The sequence below is a fragment of the Exiguobacterium sp. E17S genome (genome assembly GCF_057772545.1).
In genome coordinates this window covers 1,736,141-1,759,909 of the sequence record NZ_JBYLRU010000001.1, presented here as the reverse complement: position 1 = coordinate 1,759,909, position 23,769 = coordinate 1,736,141, and the positions used below count along the sequence as shown (strand labels likewise).

The following is a 23,769-nucleotide window of genomic DNA, read 5'->3' as shown; positions in this document are numbered from 1 at the left end:
AAAGAGGCGACGTGTGAAGACAGTATTGTTTTATGTGATGTCGGGCTTGCTCGTCCTCATCATCGTAACGAAATTCATGGTCCCGCTCTTCGGTTGGTTTCAGGCAGAGGAGCCGGTAAAAGAAACGAAACCACGGACATCGATCCGACTCGATGAAGCACAGCTGAAGCAGTTCGATCGCGAAGATCGACTCGGTGTCGTCTATGAGATGGCAGGATTGAAGATGAAGACGCTGGACGTCGATACGACGGAAAAAACGCGACAAACACCGCTCGTTCAGATGAAGGTCGAAAAACAAAAGCTCCTCCAAGTGATGGGGGAGCCGGGGCGGTTGCTTGCGATCACGGTCAAAGTGACGAATCAGTCGGCGGACGAGATTGAAATCTTACCAAAGATCGGGGAGTATGAGACAGAGGACGAAATCGTGACGATTGCAGATCAATTTAATGCCTTGAACGGTAAATATAAACCGGATGAGAGCCGGATCGGAATCGTCTTCATCCCTTCGGAGCAACTCCGCGTGACGGAAGGACGACTCAGTCTGTTCTATGAGACGATGTCCGGTAATAAACAACTCCGGATTGCATTACCGGCAGCAAAATAAAGAACGGGATGCCTCCGACTTGGAGACATCCCGTTTTTGTCATTTCTGGACGGCGCTGAACGCGTCTTCTGATTCGATACCTGCTTTGCTGACCGCTGTGACGACGAAACGACCAGTTGCATCTTCAGGGAGTGGGAACGCTTTACGCTCGATCGATTCTGTCGTACCGAGTTTTTTACGTTTTCCATCCTTCTCTTGATAGACGTTGTACTTGACGACGTCTTCATCGGTTGACGCATACCAGTTGATGAATCCACCACTGACGCGAATGTTCGTCGCCGGTTTTGGTGGTGTCTTGACTGGATCTGATGCTTTTTCGTCAAGTTCCGTGAAGACGACGAGACGATCGTCGTACGTGCCTTGGTTCTGATCGTACGTTCCGATACAGGTGATCAAGTTCAGGTTCCGAGTATCGGCTGGACCGAAGATTTTCTTCAGTGGTGCCTTTAAGTGATCGTACTGGACGAGCTCTTTGACGCGGAAGACGAGCTTCCGTCCGGATGCATCGGTGATTTCGACCGGGTCACCTTTCTTCAGCTCATGCAACTTATAGAAGATTGCTGGACCGGTCTTCGTATCGGTGTGACCGTCGATGACGGCATTGCCGACGTCACCCGGACGCGGACCGAACTTGTACCAGCCGGCTTGTTGTTCGTTTTTAGGTGTCGCCATCGCACCATCCTTATCGAGCCCGACCTGTTCGACTTTCGTCTTGATGTCGTGCTTCGGGATGACGAGTTGTTTCGGAAGCTCGACCTCTGTTGCGGAGAGGTCCTTGAACTCCTTCTTGAAGATTTCAGACGGCTTGAGCGGATCTTCTTCCTTCGTCTCGGAAGAGGCCGCGGATTCTGTTTTTGGATCACCTTGCGTGATGTTTGATGTATCCGGTTTTGTTTGACCGAACAAGAGGAACAATAACGTTCCGACCGATGCGACCATTAAGATGATGCTCGCCGGTAATAACCAACGTTTCATAAACGCGTATCTCCTTTCCGAGAGAAGGGATTCCCTCTATGTACAAAAATAACAGGATAGCATGTCGCTATCCTGTTATTGATTATACCCAATTTCTTAGGCGTTTTGACGTTTACGTGCGAGGACAAGACCGACTGCTCCGAGTGCAAGACCGAATACTGCGATCGCACCAGTTGTTGCAGCTGAGTTATTGTCGCTCATTCCACCATTACCTGTGTTAGGCATTGATCCTGGTGTACCATCCATGAATTTCTCTGGTGATTGTTTAACGATTGCATCACCGAGGTTAGCTCCTACGCCGTACATGTAAGCGTAAGACTCACGGAATGTGTCGACAGAACCTTTGTAGTCGCCTTCAACATACTGCATGAACGTATCTTGGACGTAAGTCTCGTGACCTGATACCGCTTCTTGTGCTGCTTTTGTTGGAAGGTTTTCTTCTGTCGCTGCACCGAGGAATGCACCGAAGTCGTTCGAGAACATTTTGAGCATGTCTTGTGCGTCACCCATCAATTTCTTGTCGTCATTGATTGCTGCTGTGACGAGGTTCGCTTGTGCTTCGATGTGGTTTTTCGTCCAAACTTGTTCGAATTGATCTGCACCGGCTTGACCGTAGATTGATTTGATGGCTGCTTTGAAGTCAGCTGTGTGCATGTCTTCAGCCCAGTTTGCTGCATCGTAGTCTTTCGCTTGGTCGACGCCAGCTGTCATGCTGAGGTTTGCAAGAGCAACGTGTTCAGCAGCAAGGCTGTTGAGTGTTGAACGAAGATCTGCTGCTTTTGAGTCAGCTTTCGTGTTGTCGAATTTCTCAGGCATCTGTGTTGTGATTGCAACAGAGAGAGCTTTTGAGATATCGTACATGCGGCTGTAACCTTCACGGAACGTGTTGTACGATCCTTCGTAGTCACCAGCTGCATATTGCTGGAATGTTTTGTAGACGTCTGCTTCGTGAGCACGGAGGACTTCTTCAGCTGCTGCTTTCGGGAGTTTACCTTCCGTAGCTGTATCGAGGAAGCTTGAGAGATCTTGAACGAACTCTTCTGTTTCTTTCTTCGAAGCGTTGATGCCGTCTTGGTCGTCTGCTTTTACAGCTTTGACGAGGTCTGTCGTATATTTGTTGTGATCAACGAAGATTTTCTCGAACTGTTTCGCGCCTTCGTCACCGTAGACTGAAGCGATTGCTGGAGTCATGTCGAGTGCGTTTTGTTTGAGTGCTGCTTCGTAGTACTGTGCGTCTTTTGAACCGTCATATTGTTTCTTCATGTCCATGACTGCGAGGACGAAGTGCTCAGAGAGTAATTGATCGAGTGTAGCACGAAGGTCAGCGGCTTTCGTTTTGACCGTGACGTTTTTCGGTGCATCTTGTTTCATGTCTTCTCCGCCACCGGAAGCGAATGCTGCCGTTCCTGGTAGTACGAGTGCTGCTGCCATTGCTGATGCTGCGAATTTTTTCGTGTGTTTCATCTTAAATCATTCCTCTCAGTTTTTGGTTTATTTGGTAGGTGTTTCTTGCCTGTTCTGAATAGCTTACGCAACGTCGGGTGATTTGGATTGCATAAAGTTTTAAATTTTTTTAAAAGTTATTGAAGTGATGTTTCGTGCCATCCAAGGACCGTTGTTGCGTCGTTCTGGAAAGCTTACGCCGGACAGTTTCATTTGGATTTAAAAAAGTGTAAAAAAACCGCAGAACGTGGGAAACTGTTTTTCGCCTTCCTTATATACACAAACTAAAATTTTTTAGAGGAATTGCCTGTCTCATCGTGTTACACTAGTTGCGGAACACGTTTTGTAGCGAATTTGGAACTATTTAATACCAGGTACTAATATGCTATACTGTTCTCAGACTGAATCAATGAAAGGTGATCAAGATGGTACAAAACCAAACAGGCACGGATCAGCCAACGCGTGAACGCCTGAAGAAGAAGCAACAGGCTTCAAACCAGGAAACCGGCAATCCGGAGCACAAATCAGAGCGACGTCTTCGTGCATATTCGACACGCCGAGTTCCGATCATCGTACGTGTACTGATCGTTCTCGTTCTTATCGTCGTAGCACTGATCGTCGGCGCAATGGTGGGTTATGCGACGTTTGGTGGTGGCGAGGCAATGGATGTGTTAAAGCTCGACACATGGACCCGCATCACCGATTTTTGGATGAAATCTTAATTTAATCAGTGATGGGAGCTGTCGAATATGTATACGATCGAACAAATCAAGGAAGTCATTCCGCATCGGTATCCGTTTTTACTCGTTGACCGCATTTTGGAAGTCGAAGAGGGGAAACGTGCCGTTGGAATCAAGAACGTCACGGCGAACGAAGAATTCTTCAATGGCCATTTCCCAGAATACAATGTCATGCCCGGCGTCTTGATCGTCGAAGCACTCGCCCAAGTTGGTGCCTTCGCCGTATTGAAGATGGAAGAGAACCAAGGGAAGCTCGCCTTCTTCGCAGGAATTGAAGGATGCCGCTTCAAACGTCAAGTCGTGCCCGGGGATCAGCTCCGCCTCGAAGTCGAATTGACGAAGGTCCGCGGACCAATCGGTAAAGGTCGTGCCACAGCCACAGTCGATGGGGAAGTCGCCTGTGTCGCTGAACTGACGTTTGCTATGAAGTGAAGCGAACATGAAACGCTGGCTTCTCCCCCTCGCGATTTCCTTACTCGTCGTTCCTGGTTGTCAGCGCGCAGAACAAGCGAAGACCGCTTCCCCGACGGTCATCGTGGATCCTGTTAAGCGTGCAGGACAGACCGAGAACATTTCCGCACAGGTCACCCTGACGGAAAATGACCGGATGCGTCTCGTCATCCGGACAGCGAATGACATTCGACTCGATGACCAACAGGTCGATATCCGGCTCGAAGTCGCCAACCAATCGATTCCATTTCCGTTCGTCTCCTTCGAAGCGAAGAAGATGGGGGAAATCCGGACCTATACGTCCAATACGACGATCGAAAAAGAAGTCTTCGATGACCAGCGTCTTCCGGTCCTCATCATTGATGCAGGAGCAGGCCGTGGGATCGAGATTCCGCTTGAGATCGTCAAATAAGACAGCATAGCGAGCTTCTAGCTCCATGTGCTGTCTTATTTTTGTTTGATTTCGGCTCGTCAGGGTACAAAAAACATATACAAAGGAGGAATTATTATGGATCACACGTTACAGCAACGACTGACAGATTGTATTCTTGCTTGTAATCATTGTTTTGATGCCTGTCTGAAGGAAGAACATGTTGGACATATGGCGGATTGTATTCGACTCGACCGGGATTGTGCGGATATCTGTAGCCTCTTGCTACAATCAATCGCTCGAAACAGCTCGAATGTCGCGGTTCTTGCAAAGGCATGCCAGGGGATATGTGAAGCCTGTGCCGCTGAGTGTAGTAAACACGATCATGACCATTGCCAAGCGTGTGCGAAGGCGTGTACGGCATGTGCGCAAGCGTGTAGTCAGCTCGTCTAAGACCTTGTCTCTCGACAAGGCTTTTTTATTATAAAAAAATAGCAGGAATTCAAGATTTTTTCTGGTTATTTTTGGCGGATTTGTTTACTATTTAGGGAGGTAATATTAAATTACGATAGGAGCATACATACACTCATGAGAAAACTTAGCTTACTTTTGATGGCACTCGTCGTCGCGTTCGGACTGAAGTTACCGGTCTACGCAGAAACTGTCGAGTGGGACGTCACCGGGACGGGCACGGGTCCATATACGTTGACGTTTGAAGGCACAGGAATCGTTGATATCACGTCGGAGACGGCACTCGTCTTTGAAGATGGCGTGACAGGTGAAGACGTCAATATCGAAGAGACACCGGTCGTGACGTTCACGGCAGAGACGGCACCTGTCGTCAAGGTCGTCTCAGCGGATGGACAACGGACGATTCTTGTCCAGTTCGGTAAGGTTGTCGCGCCAGAAGAGCCGAAGACAGAAGAACCAACTCCAGAGACACCAGTAACAGAAGAACCGGTCAAAGAAGATCCGGCAACGGATGAACCGACGACAGACGAACCGACACCGGAAGAGCCTGTGACGGAAGAACCGGTCAAGGAAGAGCCGACGACAGACGAGCCAGAGACAGGTGATGACGCGATACCGACACCAGTCGAGGTACCGACGACGGCAACGATCGAAGGAACGATCTGGTTCGATGAGAACGAAGATGGCATTCGCCAAGAGAAAGAAACACGTCTCGATGATGTCGTCGTCTATTTGATGGACCGGAATGAAGATGTCATCGACGAAGCCTACACGAAGAATGGTCTATATAGCTTCAAGGATTTAAAACCAGGAACATATGAAGTCGAAGTCGACGGATATGACATGGGCTATTACTTCTATTCCGAGCAAAACGTCGGTGGCGACCGGACGATCGATTCCGATGTCGATGAAGACTTTGGGATGAAGAAAGTCCGTCTCGTCGCAGGTCAGACGGAAGTGATTGACGCTGGGATTTACGGCGATGAAGAGCTTGACGGCGCGTTCGAGCATTGGTTGGCTGTCGTTAACTTCTTTGATGCGAACGGAAACCAAAAGCCAGATTTTGACGAATCAACGGTTCCTGCGACGTATACGGTGACGGATGCGATCACAGGAAAAGATATCTATCAGGAAAAAGTCGCGAAAGATGATTCGATGGAAATCCAACTCGAGCCAGGGACGTACACGATCAAGACAGAAGTCGCAAAAGGCTATACGGTCAAAGCGATGCACCATCTTGACATGGATACCTTGCTAGAAGACATGGAAGAAGAGATATTTGAAGAATATGAGTCATTCGCTAAGCAAACGAAAGCAATGAAATTGCTGGCGAGTGACGAAGACGCCTTATCGCCAGAAGAGCAAGAGATGATTGATGAGTTGTTGAAGTACTTCGAGCGGAAATCACCAGAAGCCGGTGTGACGATCGAAGAAGGTAGCCTCGGTTCGATCGTGCTCGCAGAAATCGCAAAAGCAGAACCGGTCGCGAAACCGACGCCAAACCCAACTCCAACGTCGACAGAAACACCAGTCAAAGCAGTCGATGCTGCGACGAAACAGTCGACGACATCAACAGCAACGGGCACATTACCACAAGCAGGTGAAGACAAGCCATTCCCATACGCAGCAACGGGAGCAGGACTTGCCATCGTCGGTCTTTGGTTACTCGTTCGTCGGGGAGCATAATGATTAGAGACCTTCGATCAGAGGGTCTCTTTTTTAATGTGTGTATTCTTTGACACACACGCACACATGTGTGTATAGTGAAGATACTACTAGAAGGAAAGAGGGATGACGATGTTAACGACAAAACAGATCAGTGAATTGTTACGTGTCTCAGAAGAAACGGTCCGTCGCTGGATTCGGACGGGCGAATTGCATGCCGAACAGGACGGAAAAGGGTATCTCGTCGATGAGTTGGCGCTGAAACGTCTCGTCGATGAGAAGTCGCAGATTCCAGGAACCGCGATGAACAAGATTCTCCCACTCATCCAAGATATGTTCGGACCGGAGGCGGCTCAGTTTGCGAAATCGAACTTGTTTGACCCACTCCGTCAATCGATGGAGCAAGCCCCTCCGAAGCCGGAAGCATCGAACGAGTCACTCGCAGAAGAACTCGATCGTCTAAAACGCAAAAAACGTCGTCTCGAACTTGAGCACGAACTGAAGTTGCTTGAGATTGAAGAGAAGATCGCAGCAATCGAACGGAAAGTTCAGTCCTGAACACGAAAAGCGATGTCCCCAATTGAGGAGACATCGCTTTTTTTCGTTCGACCATAAGAAAAACCCACTTCACGAGTCGGAAGGGGTTTTGTCGTTTGCTTGTTTCTTTTTACGGTACCAGTACCAGTAAGCAAGTCCCAGTCCAATCGGGATTGCAGCCAAGTACGGGTTAGCTTCGATGAAGCTGATCATCTCAAAGAGCGCGAACCATCCACTGATTAAACCGAGGATGAGTAAAATCGTCCGTAGTGCTTCGGGAAGCTTGCGGATCCGATACGCAATGAGACAGACGAGGCAAAAGATAATGATAGCCACGAGCATTCCTCCCATTCCCGTAATTTAGTATAGCGTATTCGGAAAGCTTTTTCGATGTTGAATGATGGGAAAAGATTCAAATCCGTTTCGAACAATCGAACCGTTTGACCTGTCATGATAGGTGAGCCCCTCGCGGACTCACCTATTCTTAATGAAAAGGAGCAGGTACATGGTCATTGATTATTTCGCAGTCTTACCGAGTGGAAAAAAAGGGGCACTGGAGCCACACTGTCTGACACAAGGAACGTGGTATCAGCGTATCAATGAGGAATTGTTTCGAGCCATCCATTATGGAGCCGGGATCATCCGAATCCGTGATAAAGGAGCAGAACTGCGGATTCCAATCGAGTTCGGATTCGGTTACGTCTTGCAGTACCTGCGTCAGTTCACGGAGGCGGAGCGACAGGAAGGACGAAAACGTCATGTCTTGCAACGGCAGCTCGATTGGATTGGCCGCGGATTACCGATTGAATTAAAGCGACGTGGAGAGAAGATTGAAATGTGGGCTGATGATGTCCATCGCTTGCACCGGGAATCATTCCTCCGAGTAATCGAAAAAGCAGATCATTTTGTATCCTGAACTTCAAAATTATATTTTAGAAAAACGAAAGTTATTCAAAAATATAATAATTGTAAGCGTTTTCTTTAAAGGGGTGAATCCAAAAATTAATTTCCATGCACAGCCTATGTAAATATATTTTATCTTACTACTATTCACCTATTTTTTACAAAAAATCTATTGTAGCGTTCTTCCCAGTTTTGTATATTTGACCTGTAGCGTTTCTACTGATTCTCAAAAACGAAACAGTAGGACATACGAATCTATGATAGAAATGGCTCTTTGAAGCGGTTTCGGCAGTTTTCTTTAGTTCATCCCAATCGGATACATATGGCTCACGGTTAGATCGTCTTGATGATAGACGAAAAATCGCACGTGAACAGAACGTATTCCTCCTAAGACGACTAAAGAATTTTTTCGACTGTCATAAGTAAAATATTTCTATATTTTACTTATATTGTAGATTTCTAATTGGGATTTTCGCTTTTGATTTGTTAGAAAAGAGGAGGAATAGTAAACATGGGTTATTCGAAGAAAACGAACAAATTGTACGCTGCTGCAGCTGCGCTCGCAGTCACGGCGTCTGTCGTAGCACCGGTTGCTGCTGATGCAGCATCGAAGGTCTCGGTTAAATACATCTCTCCAATCTTGATGAAACACGCTGGTGGTTCGAAATACGCAGTCAAGAAATTGACGCTTCCGACGAAAGTCAAAGTCAAACTTTCAAACGGCAAGTACGAAATGCGCTCAGTCAAATGGAGCGGTTCTGTCAAATTCGAAAAGAAATACATCAACAAATACCAAGTCCTTTACGGTAAGGTAGCAGGTACGACGAAGAAAGCGATCCTCAAGGTCGAACTTCAAAACTACCCAGTTGATGTCCTCGAACCAGTCCTCGAGCCGGTTGCTGTTGGTGGAAAAGTTCAATTGCCAAGCACGATTAGCATCCAGTACAAATCAGGTATCATCGTGAAGCGCCCAATCAGTAAGTTCAACCTCAAAACACCATCGACTTCAAAAGCAGGCAAATATAAATTGGCTTACTCGTACAAAGGTGCTAACTCTGTCGTAACAGGTTACATCAACTACGAAGTCAAGGCAGCGAGCATCTCGAATGTCATGGGAAGCGTCGATGATCAGATGCTTTCAGTCAAAGCAGACGTCATGTACCCAGCAGTGGGCGCAATGGCAGAACTCTTGATCTACCCAGGCAAAGACATGTCAGCGACTCCAATCCTCGCAAAAGGAACGCTCTCGAAAGGGAAGTTCATGGCATCGCAAGGTGGTATTCCAGAAGGAACACACAGCTACGTCGTCAAAGTCGGCGATGTCAAATCATCTCCGATGGACTTCACGATCGCAAACACGGTCCTCGCTTCAGCAAAAGCAATCGGAAAAGAGAAAGTCGAAGTCTCATTCTCGCGTGCTGTTGATTCTGTCTCAGCAGACAACTTCAAAATCGCAGGTGCGACAGTCAAATCAGCTACGCTCAGCCCAGACAAGAAGTCAGCCTTGCTTGAAGTTGAAGGACTCGAGTATGGTATGGACTACTCAGTTGACGCAAAAGGTATCATGGTGGGTGGCGTTGCGAAAGATCTCGGTTCGCTCAGCTTCATGACACAAGGCGTTGAAGATATCTGGATGCTTGAAGTATCACCAAAAGCTTCGACAATCGTTGCGAACGGAGCAGATAACACGGAAGTGACATTCGCTCTTAAAAACAAAGCGACTGGTGAAGTGGATAAAAATGCAGATGATATCGTCTTGAAATTATCGACATCATTCGGTGCTCTCGCAAAAGATCGTGTCACGATTCAAGACGGTAAAGCGACAGTTCTGTTGACGTCTGAATTCAGTAACACAGATATCGAAGCAATCATCAAAGCAGAAATCATTGAAACAGCAGCTGGTGATTACAAAAACCTAATCGGTAAGATTGCAGGAGAAACGAAAGTCAAATTCAGCACGATCGCTGTGACGCCTGCTCCAATTGAGATGATCAATGTTCTTGCAGCTGAGTCGAACCAAGCAGATCGCGTGACGATCTTCCTTGATAAAGCGGTCTCACGTGAACTTCTTCTTAAATCATTTGGACTCGATAAAGTCATGCAAGGTCTTCATGAAGAAGATTATCTCGCAAACGACAACATCCAAATCGAGCAATTTGAGGGAACAAAACGTGTCATCGGTGTCAAAGCAGTTCCTTCGAATCCAAAAGCATTCGAGTTGATTTTGGACAAAGAAACACCACTCCAAGATAATGCAGTCGTTAAGCTGACAGCGAAAATCACGAGCAACACGGATACAGAAGTCAAATCAAAAGCAAGCTTCAAGTTAACAGATGCTCGTCAGCCTGAAGTCACTTCTGTTAAGGCTGTAGGGTTGAATCAACTCGAAGTGAAATTCTCTGAATCTGTTGCTACAGCTGATTTCAAAATCGACGGTCAGTACGGCGGGAAGTACTTCGACGTCCTCCATTATGGATTTGATAATAAAATGGGTGTCGATCGCCGCGATACAGTCAAAATCACTTTAAAAGATAACTATCCGGGTCTAAAACAAGGTTACTTCGCAGCGGGTAAACACTCACTTCAAGTATCAAGCATTTACGACTATGCAGCGCTTTCTGATGAAACGAATATCGGTACGACTCAAAACCTTGACTTCACAGTTGCAGCAGACACGGTTAAACCGACAGCTGGTGTTGTAGTTGAGTCGCCTGAACAATTCCGTCTCATGTTCAGTAAAAATCTTAAAAAAGCGAACATCTTAGCGTTGCTTGATAATGAATTGAAGTTTGAGCGTTACAACTCAAATACGAAGAAGTATGAAGACTTCAGCAAATATGTCGATGTTACGTCGTATAACAAAGAGACTGGCGAAGCAGTCATCGAGTTGATGAAGGACTGGACGGAAATCTATGATACCGTCAATACGAAAGAAAACTATTACAACGATAAATTCCGCATCACGCTCGCGAAAGATGCGATTCAGGCTGAAGCGAATGGAGAGAAGAATGACGCACTCGTGCTTGATTTGAACTATGATGGGTCTCCTCTTAATTCACCAGATCTGAAGAGTGCTGAGATTAACACGATTGATCGCTTAGCGCCAAGTAATGATTTCGTTGTTATGATGAGTGAGCCTGTTAAAATCCGCGATCTCGATAAGTACAACACGCCACTCATTAATAGTGATGGTGAAGTCTTACCTCCGAAGACAACTGTTGAATTCATTGGTAAAAACAAAGACGGAAAAATCGTTACAATCGATGGTTCGGTCCTTAATTACACGGATACAACAGACAAAAACTTCCGCGTCGCAGCAAACGAAAATCTACAAAAGCTTGTTGACATGGAAGGTTACGGTGAAGAGTGGAAAGTCGTCGTCAAATCACTTTCGGATGATGTCGGTAACACAGTTGCGACAGCGACACATGATTTCAAACTCATGAAAACACCACCAACACCAGTCTTATCACCATTTGAAATCCTTAAGGTCACTGCTAATGAGAAAAACGAGAAAGATGTCATTCGCATCAAATTCACAGAGGGCGTTCAGTACTCTGGTATGTACGATGCGACAAGTACAGCAAATTATGTCCTGAACGGAAAAGCACTTCCGGTCGGAACAACGATTTCGCTTGCTGACTCAGATGACATCGTATCGAACGGACTTGACATCGTGAAGATCAAAGTCCCGGCTGGTACGCTGAAAACGTTGTCGAACGTCATCGTCGTCAACAAAGATCTTCAGTCGTATGACAACTCTGTCTTGACTGGTGGTTACGAGAAAGCAGTTCTTCTCGGACTAAACTAAGAAATGCGAACCTCTTCCTACTTCGGTAGGAGGAGGTTTTTTCGATTCACGTCAATGTTTCGCTATATTCCACATAATTCCATCTAATCCGGGTATTAGTAAGAAAGACCTAGAGGGAGGAACAATGATGCGAACATGGATAGCAGGGAGCTTAGCGCTTGGTTTGATCTGTAGTACGCTTCCAGTCAATGCGTTTGAAAAGCAGGAAACGATTCGTCCGGCAACACTAATGAAGGCAAAGGAAGTTCCAGCGTTTTCGAAACAAGCTGGCAGTGCCTTGACAGGTCGCTTTGACTCGGATGGGTTTGCCGTATGGTATTTTGATGCGAAGGATTTCGTTGCGAAAGGAACGCACTTCGAGTTCGAGCTCGACTACGATACGTACGGAACGATGTTCGCCAGTAAAGCTGACGCGGAAGCAGGTCGTGTCTACAACCGCTACTACCAAGTTACAGACGATACGCTCTACTTCCCACTCAGTTGGAGCGGACGACAGTACTTAGTCCTCGAAGGCTATCCGGGCGATCGTTATTCTGTTCCTGCCTACATCTCACGTTACGAACCAATCGAGGAATCGATGACAGCTGCCGTCAAAGCAGTCAAACCGGCGTTACTCGTGCAGACACGTCATGGTGCAATGCGGGCACAATCGTTCGGTGCCTCAAAAGTCGAATCACTAGCGTCTGAGCTCCGCATCGAACGACTCGTCTATGATTCCTATGCTGACGCTGAAGCAGCGAAGAAAAAGTTCGAGCGATCGAATAGTGTTGCGTTCGCGGAGTTTGACGCACCGATCCAAGCCTTCGGTGTCGACGCCTATCAAAAACATCAATGGTCCTTGCAGAACACGGGACAAAAGAAGGGACTGAAAGGAGCAGACATCGGCTTCGTCGCTATGCAAAAACGCATTAAAGGCAAGAATCTGTCTGCAACGAAAGTCGCGGTCCTCGACTCCGGCATTAATCCGACGTATGCCGACTTCGCGGGTAAAGTCCGGATGGATCTCGGCTATGATTTCATCAATGGCGATAAGACAGCCTGGGATGACAACGGACACGGTTCACACGTCGCCGGAATCATTGCGGCGGGAGGAAATAATACGTACGGGATGACCGGTATCAATCCGATGACGACGTTGATTCCAATTAAGGTGCTCGATGAGTCAGGGGCTGGTTCGGTCTCGGGACTCGTCAAAGGTATCCAGCATGCGACGAAACAAGGCGCCCGAGTCATCAACATGAGTCTCGGCGGTAGTTCTTCTTCGAAATCGATCGAGTCGGCATTAGCAGCGGCAGTCAAGAAGAACATCCTGATCGTCGCCGCTTCCGGAAACGAAGGACGCGGAACGGTCGCGTATCCGGCCCGTTCGAAATATGTCTTGTCGGTCGGTGCAACCGGACGAAAAGATACGAAAGCGTCGTTCTCGAACTACGGAACGGGCCTAGACCTCGTCGCTCCAGGCGTCTCGATCCCAAGCTATCTCGCAGATGGAGAGTTGTTATATGGAAGTGGGACTTCGATGGCGACGCCACACGTCGCAGGTGTCGCGAGTCTTATGATCAGTCTGAAGCCGTCTTTGAAGGCGAGCAGTGTGGAAAGCATCCTCAAGAAATCAGCGAAGGATCTCGGTAAAAAAGGCTATGATACGAGTTATGGTGCCGGTCGTTTGAATGCCGACAACGCCGTCAAACTGTTGCCTTAATGCAGTCAAGAAGTCCTGTGCGAACAGGGCTTCTTTTTTTCAGTCAATTCATTGATTGATAGAGGTAAAAAGAACTAGGAAAATCAATTTTTTCCATTATAATGAAAAAGGATACAACGATAAGGAGTGAAATCAAATGAAAAAGGTCATCGTCAGTGCTCTCCTCGTGAGTGCATTTGGTACATATACATGGGATACGACAGAAGCTGCAACAACGGCGAAAAAAGTGCCAGCCATCGAAGCGAAAACGAAAAAAGGCTACATCAAAGGAACGTTTGATGCGAGCGGGAAAGCCTTATTCTATTTTGATACGAAGACGTATCTGTCAGGTGGAACACACTTGAAGTTCGCCTTTGACACTTCCAAAAAAGCGACCGTTTATACGTCGCAGACGGAATACAAACAAAAAGATCCATATGCGCGGTATGCAAATAGTAAAAAGACACTCTTTTTCCCGCTGACATGGAGTGGACGACAATACATTGAAGTAACGGGAACGAAGAATAAAGCGTTTACGATTCCCTATAAACTCGAACGCCTTGAACCCATTCGCGAATACGCGACAAAATCAACGACAACCGGACAAGCGACGAGTCTTGTTGTTCGTCTGAACGGGGCGACGGAAGCGAATACGTTATCACAGACGTCACGGGCTACTGATCATGAAACGATTGACAGTACGTTACGTATTGAAAAGTTCTCCTACAAAAGCTTCATCCAAGCGATGGCAGCCAAACGCCAACTTGAAAAAACGAAGGGCGTCCGGTACGTCGAACTCGATCAACCGATGAAGTTACTCAGTATCGATCCGTTCCAGTCCGTCCAGTGGGCGCTGAAAAATACGGGACAACGCGGAGGCGTTAAAGGAGCGGACATCGGTTATCAAGCGATGGTCAAGCGGATTGCCAACAAGTCACGCTCGACCGTTCGTGTGGCGGTCGTCGATACGGGCATCAATCCGACGTATGCGGATTTCGCCGACGCGTCCGGATGGATCTCGGATATGATTTTGTTCATAAACGTCAGCTTGCTTATGACGATCACGGGCACGGGACACACGTCGCCGGTGTCATCGCTGCAACATCAAACAATGGTTACGGAATGACAGGAATCAACGATCGAGCAAGCATCATTCCGATCAAGGTCATCTCGCGCAATAACTATGCGTCGAACTCGAATATCGCCAAAGGCATTTTGTTTGCCGTAAAACAAAAAGCAAAAGTCATCAACTTGAGCCTTGGCGGTGGTGGTGTCTCGCTAGCGATTGAAGATGCCTTAGCGGAAGCGCGTAAGAAAGGAATCTTCGTCGTAGCAGCAACCGGTAACGAAGGCGCATCGAAACTGTCCTATCCGGCACGCTCGAAATATGCCTTTTCGGTCGGGGCGACGAACCGATTCGATAAACGAGCATCGTTCTCGAACTATGGCGAAGGACTCGATCTCGTTGCACCGGGGCAAGATATCGCGAGTTATTTGCAAGACGGCGAATCGATCTTCTGGAGCGGCACATCGATGGCAACACCGCATGTCGCAGGGGTCGCGAGTGTCCTCTATAGCTTAAAGCCAAGTATCAAAGTGACGGACGTCGAATCGATTCTTCGGAAGTCAGCAAAGGACCTCGGGAAAAAAGGCCGTGACACGACGTACGGATACGGTCGCTTGAATGCCGATCGTGCCGTTCAGCTCGTGAAATAAGGAAAGTAGGTTAAACGATGAAACGTATCCTATGTGTCTTCCTGATTGGTGTTCTCTGTGTAAGCGGGACACTCGAAGGACAAGCAGCATCAAAAGAAGCACTGCAAATCAAACAAGAGTACAAAGCACTCAAGTTCGGTATGACGCTAACGGAAGTCGCGAAGACAATATACGGAATAGAGTACCGGAAATACATCAAGAAGCAAAATGGTAGCGTCATCTTTACGAAAAAACCGGGAACGACTGATAACGAACAAGGGTATCGGTCCCTTGGATACGTACTTGATCGCCCCTCCAAAAACCTTCCAACGACAACGTTTCTTGAATTTAGTACGAAACAGCACCAGAAGACATATTATCTGACACAAAAAGCGCTGTACTACCAAGCCGATACGGAAAACGGGTTGTATGAAAATAGCCGGACACTCATGAAGTCAGCGTCATTACGCCACGGGATAACGGAGAAACAACTCGACCAACTGGTGTCCGGCAAAAAGCTCGGACAGGTGTCGATGTATTGGAGTTGGAACGTTTCGTCCGTCATCAAAGAAAGTCCGATGAAAACGGGGCGCTACAAAATCTATCAATTCCATCGACCACATTCGAAAAAGATGCAGGTCGTCACCTTGTCCTATAACAAGCAGAAAAAGCGATATGAAGTGGATACAGAAATCGGGATTTCATTGAAATACGAAAAATGAATAAGGATGATTCATGGAGTCATCGAGGAGAGTAGGAAACAGATATGAAACGCATCATGATAGGGTCACTCTGTTTAGTACTGTTGCTTGGTCTGTTTGTTCCAGGAACAGTATCTGCAGCAACAAAAGCAGAAACGCTTGCGACGTCACAGTACAAGGGCTTGAAAAATGGAATGACGATGCAACAAGTCGCGCAAGTCCTGTATGGCAAGTCGTATCAGAAACACCTGAAGAAAAGAAACGGATCGACTGTTCTTAAACTTCCAATCAACTTCGAAGGGGATGAAGAAGGACATAAGCAATTAATCCATGTCCTCTCCGATTCGACAACAACACATCCCCCGACTGAACTGGTCTTACAATTCATGACGAAACAGAAGAGTACGAAGTATCGCTTAGTGGCGAAAGGCTTGTTCATCGAACGGAAGACGAAGACGGGGTATCGCGAAAGTACACGATCGCTCGTCAAAGGTGCCGCGCTTCAGAACGGGATGACGGAAAAAGAGCTAGATGCAAAATTGACGGGGAAGGGTCTTGGCAACTGGACGATGCTCGGTCATATGGATACAGCGTCTGCTTATACGCTGGACGAACAAAAACGTGGGTTTGCTGAAGTGTCTCGGATCAAAGAATATGTCTTTAAATCGACGACAAACAAGTGGAAACATATCGAACTGACGTATAACGAACAAAAAAGAACCTATCAGGTCAGTAATATTCGGACGATTAAGAAAAAAACTAAAGCACGTGCAACAGAAAGTGAGTGAAATGGATGCAGAAGTGGAACGTCAAACGATGGCTTCTCATGGTACTGATCGCAATAGTTTGCCTCAATCCAGTAACGGCGGGAGCTGCAACAAAAGCTGAGACGATCGCGACAAAACAATATCGTGCTTTAAAACCGGGGATGACGGTAGAGCAAGTCGCCAAAGTCCTCTACGGCAAGACGTATAAAAAGCAACTGAAGATAAAAAACGGTTCACAAGTCTTACGATTGAACACAGAAATCGAGATGGAGGAATGGGATCGGAACGTCCTTCTCTATGATCTTGTGAATCGAAAAGTGGAATTCCCATCAGCAATCGGTGTCCTGATGTTCATGACGGAAACAGGTGGGACAAAGTACCGGCTGACGATGAAACAAATGGAGTTCAAGCGTGACACAGCAGCCGGATTCCGGACGAGTGATCGCAAACTGATCAAGGGTGCGAAAATCAAGAACGGGATGACGGAACAACAAGTTGATCGATTATTGACAGGGAAAGGGCTCGGGGAATTCGGGACACTCGGTCACGTCGATACGACATCCGTCCTTCGAAAAAAAGAAGTCAAAGCAGGAAAAGTAACGATCATTCATACGAAATCATACGTTTTTCCGACAGCGACAAACAAATGGCAATACATCTTTTTCATCTATGACACGAAAAAGAAAGCGTATCGTGTCGAAGATCATAGTCAGTATTAAAAAGGAGAGTAAAGTATGAACACGACCTTCATGAAAATCACAGTGGCGACAATCATCGCGGGATCAACACTCTTTAGTGGAACGGCATCGGCGGCAACGAAAGTCGAGACAACAGCGACAAATCAATACACAGCACTTAAAGCGGGTATGACGATGGAGCAAGTCGCAAAAGTCTTATACGGCAAAGACTACAAAAAACAATTAACGACGAAAAGCGGTTCACAAGTATTGAAGATGAAAGAAGCTCTCCAATTCACAGCAGACCATCGTAAACAAATCTATTACGAAATCTATGATCCGAAAGCAAAAATCCCACCTACTGAAACATCGCTCGGCTTCATGACGAAAAAGAACGATTCAGTCTATCGTCTCGTCTCGAAAAATATTGAAACAGGACGTAAGACGTATTCCGAATATCGCGAGAGTACACGGAAGTTAAACGCAGGCGCTAAGATCAAGACAGGAATGACGGAGAAACAGCTGGATGGTGTGCTCTCGGGTTCAGGTCTTGGTGAATGGGCTGGACTAAGTGAGGGAGATGCGCGGAGCGTCTTCAGTACAAAGGAAATCAAAGAGTATAAGATCGAGACGCATAAAGGAAAGCTTTATGTTTTCCAAAAATCAACGAAATCACGGATTTATGTTGATTTGGCCTATGATGCGAAAAAGAAAACGTACGTCGTTGTGGATCACGAGACAGCGACATTCTAAAAGGGGGACTTACAGATGAAAACAACATTCACTAAAGTTGCAGTAACAACAGTAATCGCAGGAACGACATTATTTAGTGGAACAGCTTCTGCAGCGACGAAAGTCGAAATCACGGCAACGAACCAATTTGAGGCACTCAAAACCGGTATGACGATGGAGCAGGTTGCAAAAGTCCTCTACGGTAAAAGCTATAAAACGCAGCTAACGAAAAAAGATGGATCAACAATTTTAAAGAAAAAGCCAGAGTTTGCGGATAAAGAAGACGGTCAGAAGTTCGCAACTTACAATTTTTACGATACGAAAGTGAAAGTAGCGCCAACCTATACGGCGTTATCATTTACGACGAAAGCGAAGGACTCGGTTTACCGTCTGACTTCAAAAGTAATTAACATAACGGCTAAAACAAAATTGGGTGCCCGGGAAAGCAAAATGCAACTAGTAAAAGGTGCGAAACTGTCGGAAGGCATGACAGAACAACAACTCGATGCCGTTTTGACTGGTAAAGGGCTAGGTGACTGGATGGATTGGGCAAACTTTGATTATTCAATGGTCGCTTCAAAAGCGGAAATCAAGCAGGGACTCGCTGATCCGATCATGATGAAAACATATGTTTTCCAGACGACAGATCCAAAAAACCGGATGCTTGTCAGCCTGGATTACAACTTTAAGAAAAAAATCTATGAAGTCTTTCTGTTTGAGAAAGTATCGGCAACAGAATCGTTGCTATGATGCGCCGCAGTAAGAGCTTACAAGATTGATGTGAAGCAAAAAAGAGTCTGCCAATTGGAAGACTCTTTTTTTCATCTTTTCCCGTTTTTGACAAATCACCCTTAAATTTCGTTATACTCGGACTGTAAGTCTTGTCATACACGACCGATATTAACGAGAAGCAAAACACAGAAGGGAATGGACGCAGTTGGAACGAGTTAAAAAAAGACGTAAGGTAAAAAAACGTTGGACGCCACTTAAAATTATGCTATTGATTGCACTTGTCCTCGTCGTCGGTGTCGGCGGATTCATCGGCTATACATACTATCAAGTCGACCAAACGGTCAAAAAAATTCAATCGCCCGTCAAGAATACAGGAGACAAAGTTGTCGAAGAGCAAAAACCGGTTTCAGTACTATTGCTTGGTGTCGACCAACGCCCGGGTGAGCGTGGACGCAGTGACTCGATCATGGTCATGACACTGAACCCGACACGAAACGAAAGCCGATTAATCAGTATTCCCCGGGACACAAAGGTTGATATCGTCGGAAAAGGAACAAATGATAAGATCAACCATGCGTATTCATTTGGTGGACCGGAGATGGCAATCAAGACAGTCGAAAAGTTTCTTAATATCCCAATCAACTACTATGCAGAAATCAACATGGAAGGATTTACGTCGTTGGTTGATGCAGTCGGTGGGGTAACGGTCAATAATGATTTGGACTTTACGGTCAGTGGGACACATTTCCCAGTCGGTAAAGTCAACTTAGACGGAAAATCTGCGTTGAAGTTCACACGGATGCGTTATGAAGATCCACGAGGTGACTTTGGTCGTCAGATGCGTCAGCGGGAAGTCATTGCCCAAGTCGCGAACAAATTGTCGTCCGACGTTTCAGTCAGTAACTTTAACGCCATCATGGACGTCGTTGGCAAAAATGCCCAGACAAATGTCTCGTTCAAACCGATGCGGACACTCGCTTTTGATTACATGGATGCCTTCCGTAACCAGAAGAACTTGAAACTCGAAGGAACGGGTGGAAAAGAAGGCGACGGGATCTATTACTGGCACCCGACAGAAGATTCATTAAAAGAGACACAAACGGCATTACGCTATTCACTCGATATGGAATGAAAAAAGCACCGAATCCGTTAGGATTTGGTGCTTTTGTTTAGAACGATTGTTCAGCTAGACGAATCCGGCTTGTCGTCCCCTCTTTGGCAAAACGTTGAAGACGATAGGAGTTACTCGTGACGAGTCCTGTCGATTCCGTTTCGAGTTGAAGTGGAGCAAGTGAGGCTAATTGCTCATTGGTAATAGTCGTCTCCGTCCAGTCAATGGCGATGACCTTGTTGTCCTTCAAGACAAAGAAATGCTTTCCGTAAAATAGGTAGTCATGCAATTCGTCATTGAAAGTCCGATCGGCTGGTCCATAAAGACTATTCAGTTCTTCACTACTTTTGCCGATAAGGTCAATGAGGGTGCCGGTCACAAAACTCGTATCGAGGTTATCGTTCGCCCACGTTAAGAGTGTTTCGTCAGCAAGCGGTTCACCTTCGAGTCGTTTTGTCGTATCGGACGTTTTAATAAATCCTGTTAAATCCTCGGATAATTCAATTTCGGTCACGCCGTCTGTTTTCTTGACGATGCGATACCCGTCTCCGAAGTCTGCTTCATAAAGTAATGTCGTCATCGCTTCTTCTCGGTAGATGTTACTGGAGCGTGTTTTAACATATAAAACATCATCAACAGCGGCAGTCTCTTCTGTTGCTTTTGGTTTCTTTTCCTTTGTTTTCTCAACCGTGACCGGTTTTTCGACAGTCGTTTTAGGTGTCGTATCTGCAGATCCTACGAAGTATGTCGAGTAGACATAAGTGCCACTCGCTCCAAGTAAGAAACAAAGAATCAATAGTGCAATCCAGCCCCATGGTATTGATCGCTTAGATCGAGAAGACTTAGTGACTTTTTCTTTTTTACGGCGTTTTGGTTCCGGTTCGCGATGACTACGTGAAAGTGTCGGTAATGGTTCTTCTTCCTTATTTGGAAGCGGTCCATCTTCATCGAGAACCGGACGTGCGACCAACGTACCATAAAAATCAGCTAATGTTTCGTGATGTTTTCCGGCGAGGAATGCATTCCATTCGTCGACCGTGACAGTATCTTCGTCATAAGGAATCAGTGGTGGTTGACCGGTGATTCGGATCATCGTATCCGTCAAGGATTCAGTTGAAGCAAGGCTCGAACGAATCCGTTCATGAAGCCGTGCGATATCCTCTTTTGAGTGAGAAGTATAGAATTGAAGCGCCTGTAGCGAGCGATGCATAAAGAAATTCCTCCTATGTCGAGATACGGAAATGAATGTAAAAAGTAACAATTCATCTTTTATTATACGCAATGTTTTTCAATAAACGTATGACATTTCCTAAAAAAACATCAACCATTTCCCAAAATTTTGTTATACTGAGTCCTAGTTGATGTAGGAAAGTCACTGAATTAGACAAATAAAGGAGAATAATTAGACCATGAATGAAACGATTAGCTTACAGGAATTATTTTCGATTTTACGTAAATCGTTCTGGCGCATCTTGGCGTTGACGATTGTCGCCGCTCTCATCTCATTTGCCGTCAGTAGCTTTTTGATTAAACCAACGTATCAGGCAGGAACTCAAATTCTCGTCACACCGAAGAAACAAGAAAACGAAGTCATCGATGCACAGTCCGTCCAGTCGTCTGTCACATTAGTTAATACATATCGGGTCATCATCAAAAGCCCAGCGATTTTAGAACAGGTTCAGAAAGAAGTTCCGAACGCACCAACAAATGTAGCTGCATTAAATAATATGGTCACGGTCGAAAGTGAACAAAATTCACAGGTCATTAACGTCTCGGTTCAAAGTACGGATGCAGCACTCGCATCAAACATGGCCAACTCGATTGCAGAGGTCTTCAGTTCGGATGTTCAAAAATTAATGAGCGTCGATAACGTTACTGTTTTATCGAAATCAGGTATTCCGACATCACCTGTTAGTCCGAACATTGTTTTAAACACAGCAATTGCAGCAGTCGTTGGATTCTTGCTCGGTGTCGGTCTTGCGTTTTTACGTGAAGTACTCGATCGTCGTATCCGGACAGAAGATCAAGTCCAACAGATTCTTGATCTCCCGGTTCTCGGTAGCATCCCGGATATCGATAGCAAAGTATTCAAGTCATCGTCAAAAGCAGCAAAACGAGAGGCGGTTCAACAACATGGCTAAAAAGAGCAAAATGAATAAAGACGCACGAAAGCTGATTACGGTCACACAGCCGAAGTCACCTGTCGCTGAGCAGTACCGGACGATTCGGACGAACATCGAGTTCATGGCCGTCGATCGTGAGATTCAAGCGATTCTCGTCACATCAGCAACACAAGGAGAAGGCAAATCAACGACGTCATCAAACTTGGCCGTCACTTATGCCCAACAAGGTAAAAAGGTTTTAATCGTCGATACCGATATGCGTCGTCCGACGGTCCACTATACGTTCCGTGTAGCGAATGGGCTTGGACTTTCGAGTCTGTTAACACGCCAAGCAGAAAAAGAAAAAGCCATCTTACCAACGAAAGTCGATAACCTATCAATTTTGACGGCGGGTCCGATTCCGCCAAACCCAGCGGAACTTTTGTCGTCACGAGCGATGGAGCATCTAGCTGAACAACTACGCGAAGAATTCGACGTCATTATTTTTGACGCACCACCACTGTTGCAAGTCGCCGATAGTCGGATTACTTCGAAACTAACGGATGGTGTTGTTCTTGTCGTTGGTTGTACAACATCTGATCGTCAACGGGTTTTAAAAGCAAAAGAACAGCTTGAACTGGCGGAGGCAAAAATCCTTGGTGTCGTCTTAAACCGTCGTGAACTGACGGATGATTCAGCATATCAATACTACTATTCCTATGAGTGAGGGACATCTACATGGTTGATATCCATTGTCATATCTTGCCGCTCGTCGATGACGGTCCGGCTAGTGTCGAACATGCCTTACAGTTAGCCGAACAAGCCGTCGCAGAGGGAGTGTCGCGAATCATTGCGACACCCCATCTCTATCATCCGCAATTCGAAACGGAAGAGGTTGATGTGCAGTTAACAGTTAATGAATTTAACGTCTTGTTAAAACAACGTGATATTCCACTTACCGTTTATCCGGGTCATGAGATTCGTTTGATTGGTGAGTTGATGGAAGCGTTAGAGGCAGGACAAGCACTGACACTTAATGAGTCACGCTATATCTTGATTGAGTTTCCTTCAAGTGGTATTCCATCTTATGCCCGCCAAGTCTTCGCTGAATTGATTTCGGATGGCTATATCCCAATAGTTGCTCATCCGGAAAAAAATAAAGCAATCATTCAAAACCCATCATTGCTCTTTGAATTAATTTCAAACGGTGCAATCAGCCAGGTGACGTGTGCTAGTTTAATCGGTAAATACGGAAAGGACGTCCAGCGGTTTGCGATTGCTTTACTCGAAAATGGGTTAGCCCATCTTATTGCAAGTGATGCACATCACCTCGAGAAGCGTCCGTTCTACTGGAAGCAATGCGAACGAATGCTTGAAAAAACGTTCGAAGATTGGTTGATCGATGAGATTTATGAAAACAATGAAGCCGTTCTCTTGAACCAACTCGTGACAATCAATCCCCCGAGTCCTGTCGAGAAGAATTGGAAAGGACAATGGGTGTAACATTTTTTGTCAAGGTAAGGGAAAGAGAGTGAATTGGCACTCTCTTTTTTCTATGTTAACGCTTACATTATTAAAATATGGAAAACTTTATGGAAAGTG

At 46.1% G+C, this 23,769-nt stretch carries 25 protein-coding genes; 21 read left to right on the top strand and 4 right to left on the bottom strand.

Annotation, left to right across the window (positions count from 1 at the left end):
* The first annotated feature begins 13 nt into the window (after positions 1-13).
* Positions 14-604: a hypothetical protein gene (locus AC3B4V_RS09015; RefSeq protein WP_488378198.1), complete on the top strand. Its 591-nt coding sequence runs from the start codon at positions 14-16 to the stop codon at positions 602-604.
* 39 nt (positions 605-643) lie between these two features.
* On the opposite strand, the gene AC3B4V_RS09010 is transcribed toward AC3B4V_RS09015, so the two are convergent.
* Together AC3B4V_RS09010 and AC3B4V_RS09005 are read right to left on the bottom strand one after the other, a co-directional pair.
* Positions 644-1,579, bottom strand: a complete 936-nt coding sequence (locus tag AC3B4V_RS09010; protein ID WP_488378197.1) for a class F sortase — start codon at positions 1,577-1,579, stop codon at positions 644-646.
* Between the two features lie 96 nt (positions 1,580-1,675).
* Positions 1,676-3,043: a copper amine oxidase gene (locus AC3B4V_RS09005; protein ID WP_195864372.1), complete on the bottom strand. Its 1,368-nt coding sequence runs from the start codon at positions 3,041-3,043 to the stop codon at positions 1,676-1,678.
* Positions 3,044-3,447: 404 nt separating this feature from the next.
* Between AC3B4V_RS09005 and AC3B4V_RS09000 the strand changes: the two genes are divergently transcribed.
* The 6 genes from AC3B4V_RS09000 (at position 3,448) to AC3B4V_RS08975 (ending at position 7,276) form a co-directional block, all read left to right on the top strand.
* Complete coding sequence (locus AC3B4V_RS09000; protein WP_029342717.1) at positions 3,448-3,744, top strand: DNA-directed RNA polymerase subunit beta; 297 nt, start codon at positions 3,448-3,450, stop codon at positions 3,742-3,744.
* A gap of 27 nt (positions 3,745-3,771) precedes the next feature.
* The gene (gene fabZ, locus AC3B4V_RS08995) at positions 3,772-4,194 is read left to right on the top strand and encodes a 3-hydroxyacyl-ACP dehydratase FabZ (RefSeq protein WP_029342716.1); all 423 of its coding nucleotides are present in this window, start codon (positions 3,772-3,774) and stop codon (positions 4,192-4,194) included.
* 7 nt (positions 4,195-4,201) lie between these two features.
* The gene (locus AC3B4V_RS08990) at positions 4,202-4,624 is read left to right on the top strand and encodes a hypothetical protein (RefSeq protein ID WP_029342715.1); all 423 of its coding nucleotides are present in this window, start codon (positions 4,202-4,204) and stop codon (positions 4,622-4,624) included.
* Between the two features lie 96 nt (positions 4,625-4,720).
* A complete protein-coding gene (locus tag AC3B4V_RS08985) occupies positions 4,721-5,035 on the top strand; it encodes a four-helix bundle copper-binding protein (protein ID WP_488378196.1) in 315 nt (104 codons plus the stop codon).
* Between the two features lie 135 nt (positions 5,036-5,170).
* Positions 5,171-6,739 carry an SdrD B-like domain-containing protein gene (locus AC3B4V_RS08980; protein ID WP_488378195.1) on the top strand — a complete coding sequence of 523 codons (1,569 nt, stop codon included), beginning with the start codon at positions 5,171-5,173 and terminating at the stop codon, positions 6,737-6,739.
* Between the two features lie 111 nt (positions 6,740-6,850).
* Entirely contained in the window at positions 6,851-7,276 is a 426-nt protein-coding gene (locus tag AC3B4V_RS08975) for a helix-turn-helix domain-containing protein (RefSeq protein ID WP_029342712.1), read from the top strand.
* A gap of 69 nt (positions 7,277-7,345) precedes the next feature.
* On the opposite strand, the gene AC3B4V_RS08970 is transcribed toward AC3B4V_RS08975, so the two are convergent.
* Positions 7,346-7,597, bottom strand: coding sequence for a hypothetical protein (locus tag AC3B4V_RS08970; protein ID WP_230088487.1), 252 nt, complete (start codon positions 7,595-7,597; stop codon positions 7,346-7,348).
* Between the two features lie 163 nt (positions 7,598-7,760).
* Between AC3B4V_RS08970 and AC3B4V_RS08965 the strand changes: the two genes are divergently transcribed.
* From AC3B4V_RS08965 to AC3B4V_RS08915, 11 genes are all read left to right on the top strand, one after another.
* Entirely contained in the window at positions 7,761-8,171 is a 411-nt protein-coding gene (locus AC3B4V_RS08965) for a hypothetical protein (protein WP_488378194.1), read from the top strand.
* Between the two features lie 498 nt (positions 8,172-8,669).
* Complete coding sequence (locus AC3B4V_RS08960; protein WP_488378193.1) at positions 8,670-11,969, top strand: hypothetical protein; 3,300 nt, start codon at positions 8,670-8,672, stop codon at positions 11,967-11,969.
* Between the two features lie 127 nt (positions 11,970-12,096).
* Positions 12,097-13,671 (top strand): S8 family peptidase, encoded by a 1,575-nt coding sequence (locus AC3B4V_RS08955; RefSeq protein WP_488378192.1) that lies wholly within the window; start codon positions 12,097-12,099, stop codon positions 13,669-13,671.
* 136 nt (positions 13,672-13,807) lie between these two features.
* Complete coding sequence (locus AC3B4V_RS08950) at positions 13,808-14,776, top strand: hypothetical protein (RefSeq protein WP_488378191.1); 969 nt, start codon at positions 13,808-13,810, stop codon at positions 14,774-14,776.
* Entirely contained in the window at positions 14,662-15,366 is a 705-nt protein-coding gene (locus AC3B4V_RS08945) for a S8 family peptidase (RefSeq protein ID WP_488378190.1), read from the top strand. The genes AC3B4V_RS08950 and AC3B4V_RS08945 overlap by 115 nt, the downstream gene beginning before the upstream one ends.
* A 17-nt stretch (positions 15,367-15,383) precedes the next feature.
* Positions 15,384-16,067, top strand: coding sequence for a hypothetical protein (locus AC3B4V_RS08940; protein WP_488378189.1), 684 nt, complete (start codon positions 15,384-15,386; stop codon positions 16,065-16,067).
* A 44-nt stretch (positions 16,068-16,111) separates the two neighbouring features.
* Positions 16,112-16,834 carry a hypothetical protein gene (locus tag AC3B4V_RS08935; RefSeq protein WP_488378188.1) on the top strand — a complete coding sequence of 241 codons (723 nt, stop codon included), beginning with the start codon at positions 16,112-16,114 and terminating at the stop codon, positions 16,832-16,834.
* Positions 16,831-17,532 (top strand): hypothetical protein, encoded by a 702-nt coding sequence (locus tag AC3B4V_RS08930; protein WP_488378187.1) that lies wholly within the window; start codon positions 16,831-16,833, stop codon positions 17,530-17,532. The genes AC3B4V_RS08935 and AC3B4V_RS08930 overlap by 4 nt, the downstream gene beginning before the upstream one ends.
* Before the next feature lie 15 nt (positions 17,533-17,547).
* Positions 17,548-18,243, top strand: a complete 696-nt coding sequence (locus AC3B4V_RS08925; RefSeq protein WP_488378186.1) for a hypothetical protein — start codon at positions 17,548-17,550, stop codon at positions 18,241-18,243.
* Positions 18,244-18,258: 15 nt separating this feature from the next.
* Positions 18,259-18,972, top strand: a complete 714-nt coding sequence (locus AC3B4V_RS08920; protein WP_488378185.1) for a hypothetical protein — start codon at positions 18,259-18,261, stop codon at positions 18,970-18,972.
* 244 nt (positions 18,973-19,216) lie between these two features.
* Positions 19,217-20,086, top strand: coding sequence for an LCP family glycopolymer transferase (locus AC3B4V_RS08915; RefSeq protein ID WP_488378184.1), 870 nt, complete (start codon positions 19,217-19,219; stop codon positions 20,084-20,086).
* Between the two features lie 37 nt (positions 20,087-20,123).
* Here AC3B4V_RS08915 and AC3B4V_RS08910 read toward each other — a convergent pair whose 3' ends face one another.
* Entirely contained in the window at positions 20,124-21,275 is a 1,152-nt protein-coding gene (locus tag AC3B4V_RS08910; protein ID WP_488378183.1) for a hypothetical protein, read from the bottom strand.
* A 199-nt stretch (positions 21,276-21,474) separates the two neighbouring features.
* On the opposite strand from AC3B4V_RS08910, the gene AC3B4V_RS08905 reads away from it, so the two are divergent.
* The 3 genes from AC3B4V_RS08905 to AC3B4V_RS08895 are packed head-to-tail and all read left to right on the top strand — an operon-like array spanning position 21,475 to position 23,670.
* Positions 21,475-22,206 (top strand): YveK family protein, encoded by a 732-nt coding sequence (locus tag AC3B4V_RS08905; protein ID WP_488378182.1) that lies wholly within the window; start codon positions 21,475-21,477, stop codon positions 22,204-22,206.
* A complete protein-coding gene (locus tag AC3B4V_RS08900) occupies positions 22,199-22,894 on the top strand; it encodes a CpsD/CapB family tyrosine-protein kinase (protein WP_488378181.1) in 696 nt (231 codons plus the stop codon). Before AC3B4V_RS08905 ends, AC3B4V_RS08900 begins: the two co-directional genes overlap by 8 nt.
* An 11-nt stretch (positions 22,895-22,905) precedes the next feature.
* Entirely contained in the window at positions 22,906-23,670 is a 765-nt protein-coding gene (locus tag AC3B4V_RS08895; protein ID WP_488378180.1) for a tyrosine-protein phosphatase, read from the top strand.
* The last annotated feature ends 99 nt before the right edge of the window (positions 23,671-23,769 follow it).

Excerpts from the sequence above, each read along its gene's own strand:
- AC3B4V_RS09010 (WP_488378197.1), bottom strand. The coding sequence starts at position 1,579 with ATGAAACGTTGGTTATTACCGGCGAGCATCATCTTAATGGTCGCATCG.
- AC3B4V_RS09005 (WP_195864372.1), bottom strand. The coding sequence starts at position 3,043 with ATGAAACACACGAAAAAATTCGCAGCATCAGCAATGGCAGCAGCACTC.
- AC3B4V_RS09000 (WP_029342717.1), top strand. The coding sequence starts at position 3,448 with ATGGTACAAAACCAAACAGGCACGGATCAGCCAACGCGTGAACGCCTG.
- fabZ (WP_029342716.1), top strand. The coding sequence starts at position 3,772 with ATGTATACGATCGAACAAATCAAGGAAGTCATTCCGCATCGGTATCCG.
- AC3B4V_RS08990 (WP_029342715.1), top strand. The coding sequence starts at position 4,202 with ATGAAACGCTGGCTTCTCCCCCTCGCGATTTCCTTACTCGTCGTTCCT.
- AC3B4V_RS08985 (WP_488378196.1), top strand. The coding sequence starts at position 4,721 with ATGGATCACACGTTACAGCAACGACTGACAGATTGTATTCTTGCTTGT.
- AC3B4V_RS08980 (WP_488378195.1), top strand. The coding sequence starts at position 5,171 with ATGAGAAAACTTAGCTTACTTTTGATGGCACTCGTCGTCGCGTTCGGA.
- AC3B4V_RS08975 (WP_029342712.1), top strand. The coding sequence starts at position 6,851 with ATGTTAACGACAAAACAGATCAGTGAATTGTTACGTGTCTCAGAAGAA.
- AC3B4V_RS08970 (WP_230088487.1), bottom strand. The coding sequence starts at position 7,597 with ATGCTCGTGGCTATCATTATCTTTTGCCTCGTCTGTCTCATTGCGTAT.
- AC3B4V_RS08965 (WP_488378194.1), top strand. The coding sequence starts at position 7,761 with ATGGTCATTGATTATTTCGCAGTCTTACCGAGTGGAAAAAAAGGGGCA.
- AC3B4V_RS08960 (WP_488378193.1), top strand. The coding sequence starts at position 8,670 with ATGGGTTATTCGAAGAAAACGAACAAATTGTACGCTGCTGCAGCTGCG.
- AC3B4V_RS08955 (WP_488378192.1), top strand. The coding sequence starts at position 12,097 with ATGCGAACATGGATAGCAGGGAGCTTAGCGCTTGGTTTGATCTGTAGT.
- AC3B4V_RS08950 (WP_488378191.1), top strand. The coding sequence starts at position 13,808 with ATGAAAAAGGTCATCGTCAGTGCTCTCCTCGTGAGTGCATTTGGTACA.
- AC3B4V_RS08945 (WP_488378190.1), top strand. The coding sequence starts at position 14,662 with ATGGATCTCGGATATGATTTTGTTCATAAACGTCAGCTTGCTTATGAC.
- AC3B4V_RS08940 (WP_488378189.1), top strand. The coding sequence starts at position 15,384 with ATGAAACGTATCCTATGTGTCTTCCTGATTGGTGTTCTCTGTGTAAGC.
- AC3B4V_RS08935 (WP_488378188.1), top strand. The coding sequence starts at position 16,112 with ATGAAACGCATCATGATAGGGTCACTCTGTTTAGTACTGTTGCTTGGT.
- AC3B4V_RS08925 (WP_488378186.1), top strand. The coding sequence starts at position 17,548 with ATGAACACGACCTTCATGAAAATCACAGTGGCGACAATCATCGCGGGA.
- AC3B4V_RS08920 (WP_488378185.1), top strand. The coding sequence starts at position 18,259 with ATGAAAACAACATTCACTAAAGTTGCAGTAACAACAGTAATCGCAGGA.
- AC3B4V_RS08915 (WP_488378184.1), top strand. The coding sequence starts at position 19,217 with ATGCTATTGATTGCACTTGTCCTCGTCGTCGGTGTCGGCGGATTCATC.
- AC3B4V_RS08910 (WP_488378183.1), bottom strand. The coding sequence starts at position 21,275 with ATGCATCGCTCGCTACAGGCGCTTCAATTCTATACTTCTCACTCAAAA.
- AC3B4V_RS08905 (WP_488378182.1), top strand. The coding sequence starts at position 21,475 with ATGAATGAAACGATTAGCTTACAGGAATTATTTTCGATTTTACGTAAA.
- AC3B4V_RS08900 (WP_488378181.1), top strand. The coding sequence starts at position 22,199 with ATGGCTAAAAAGAGCAAAATGAATAAAGACGCACGAAAGCTGATTACG.
- AC3B4V_RS08895 (WP_488378180.1), top strand. The coding sequence starts at position 22,906 with ATGGTTGATATCCATTGTCATATCTTGCCGCTCGTCGATGACGGTCCG.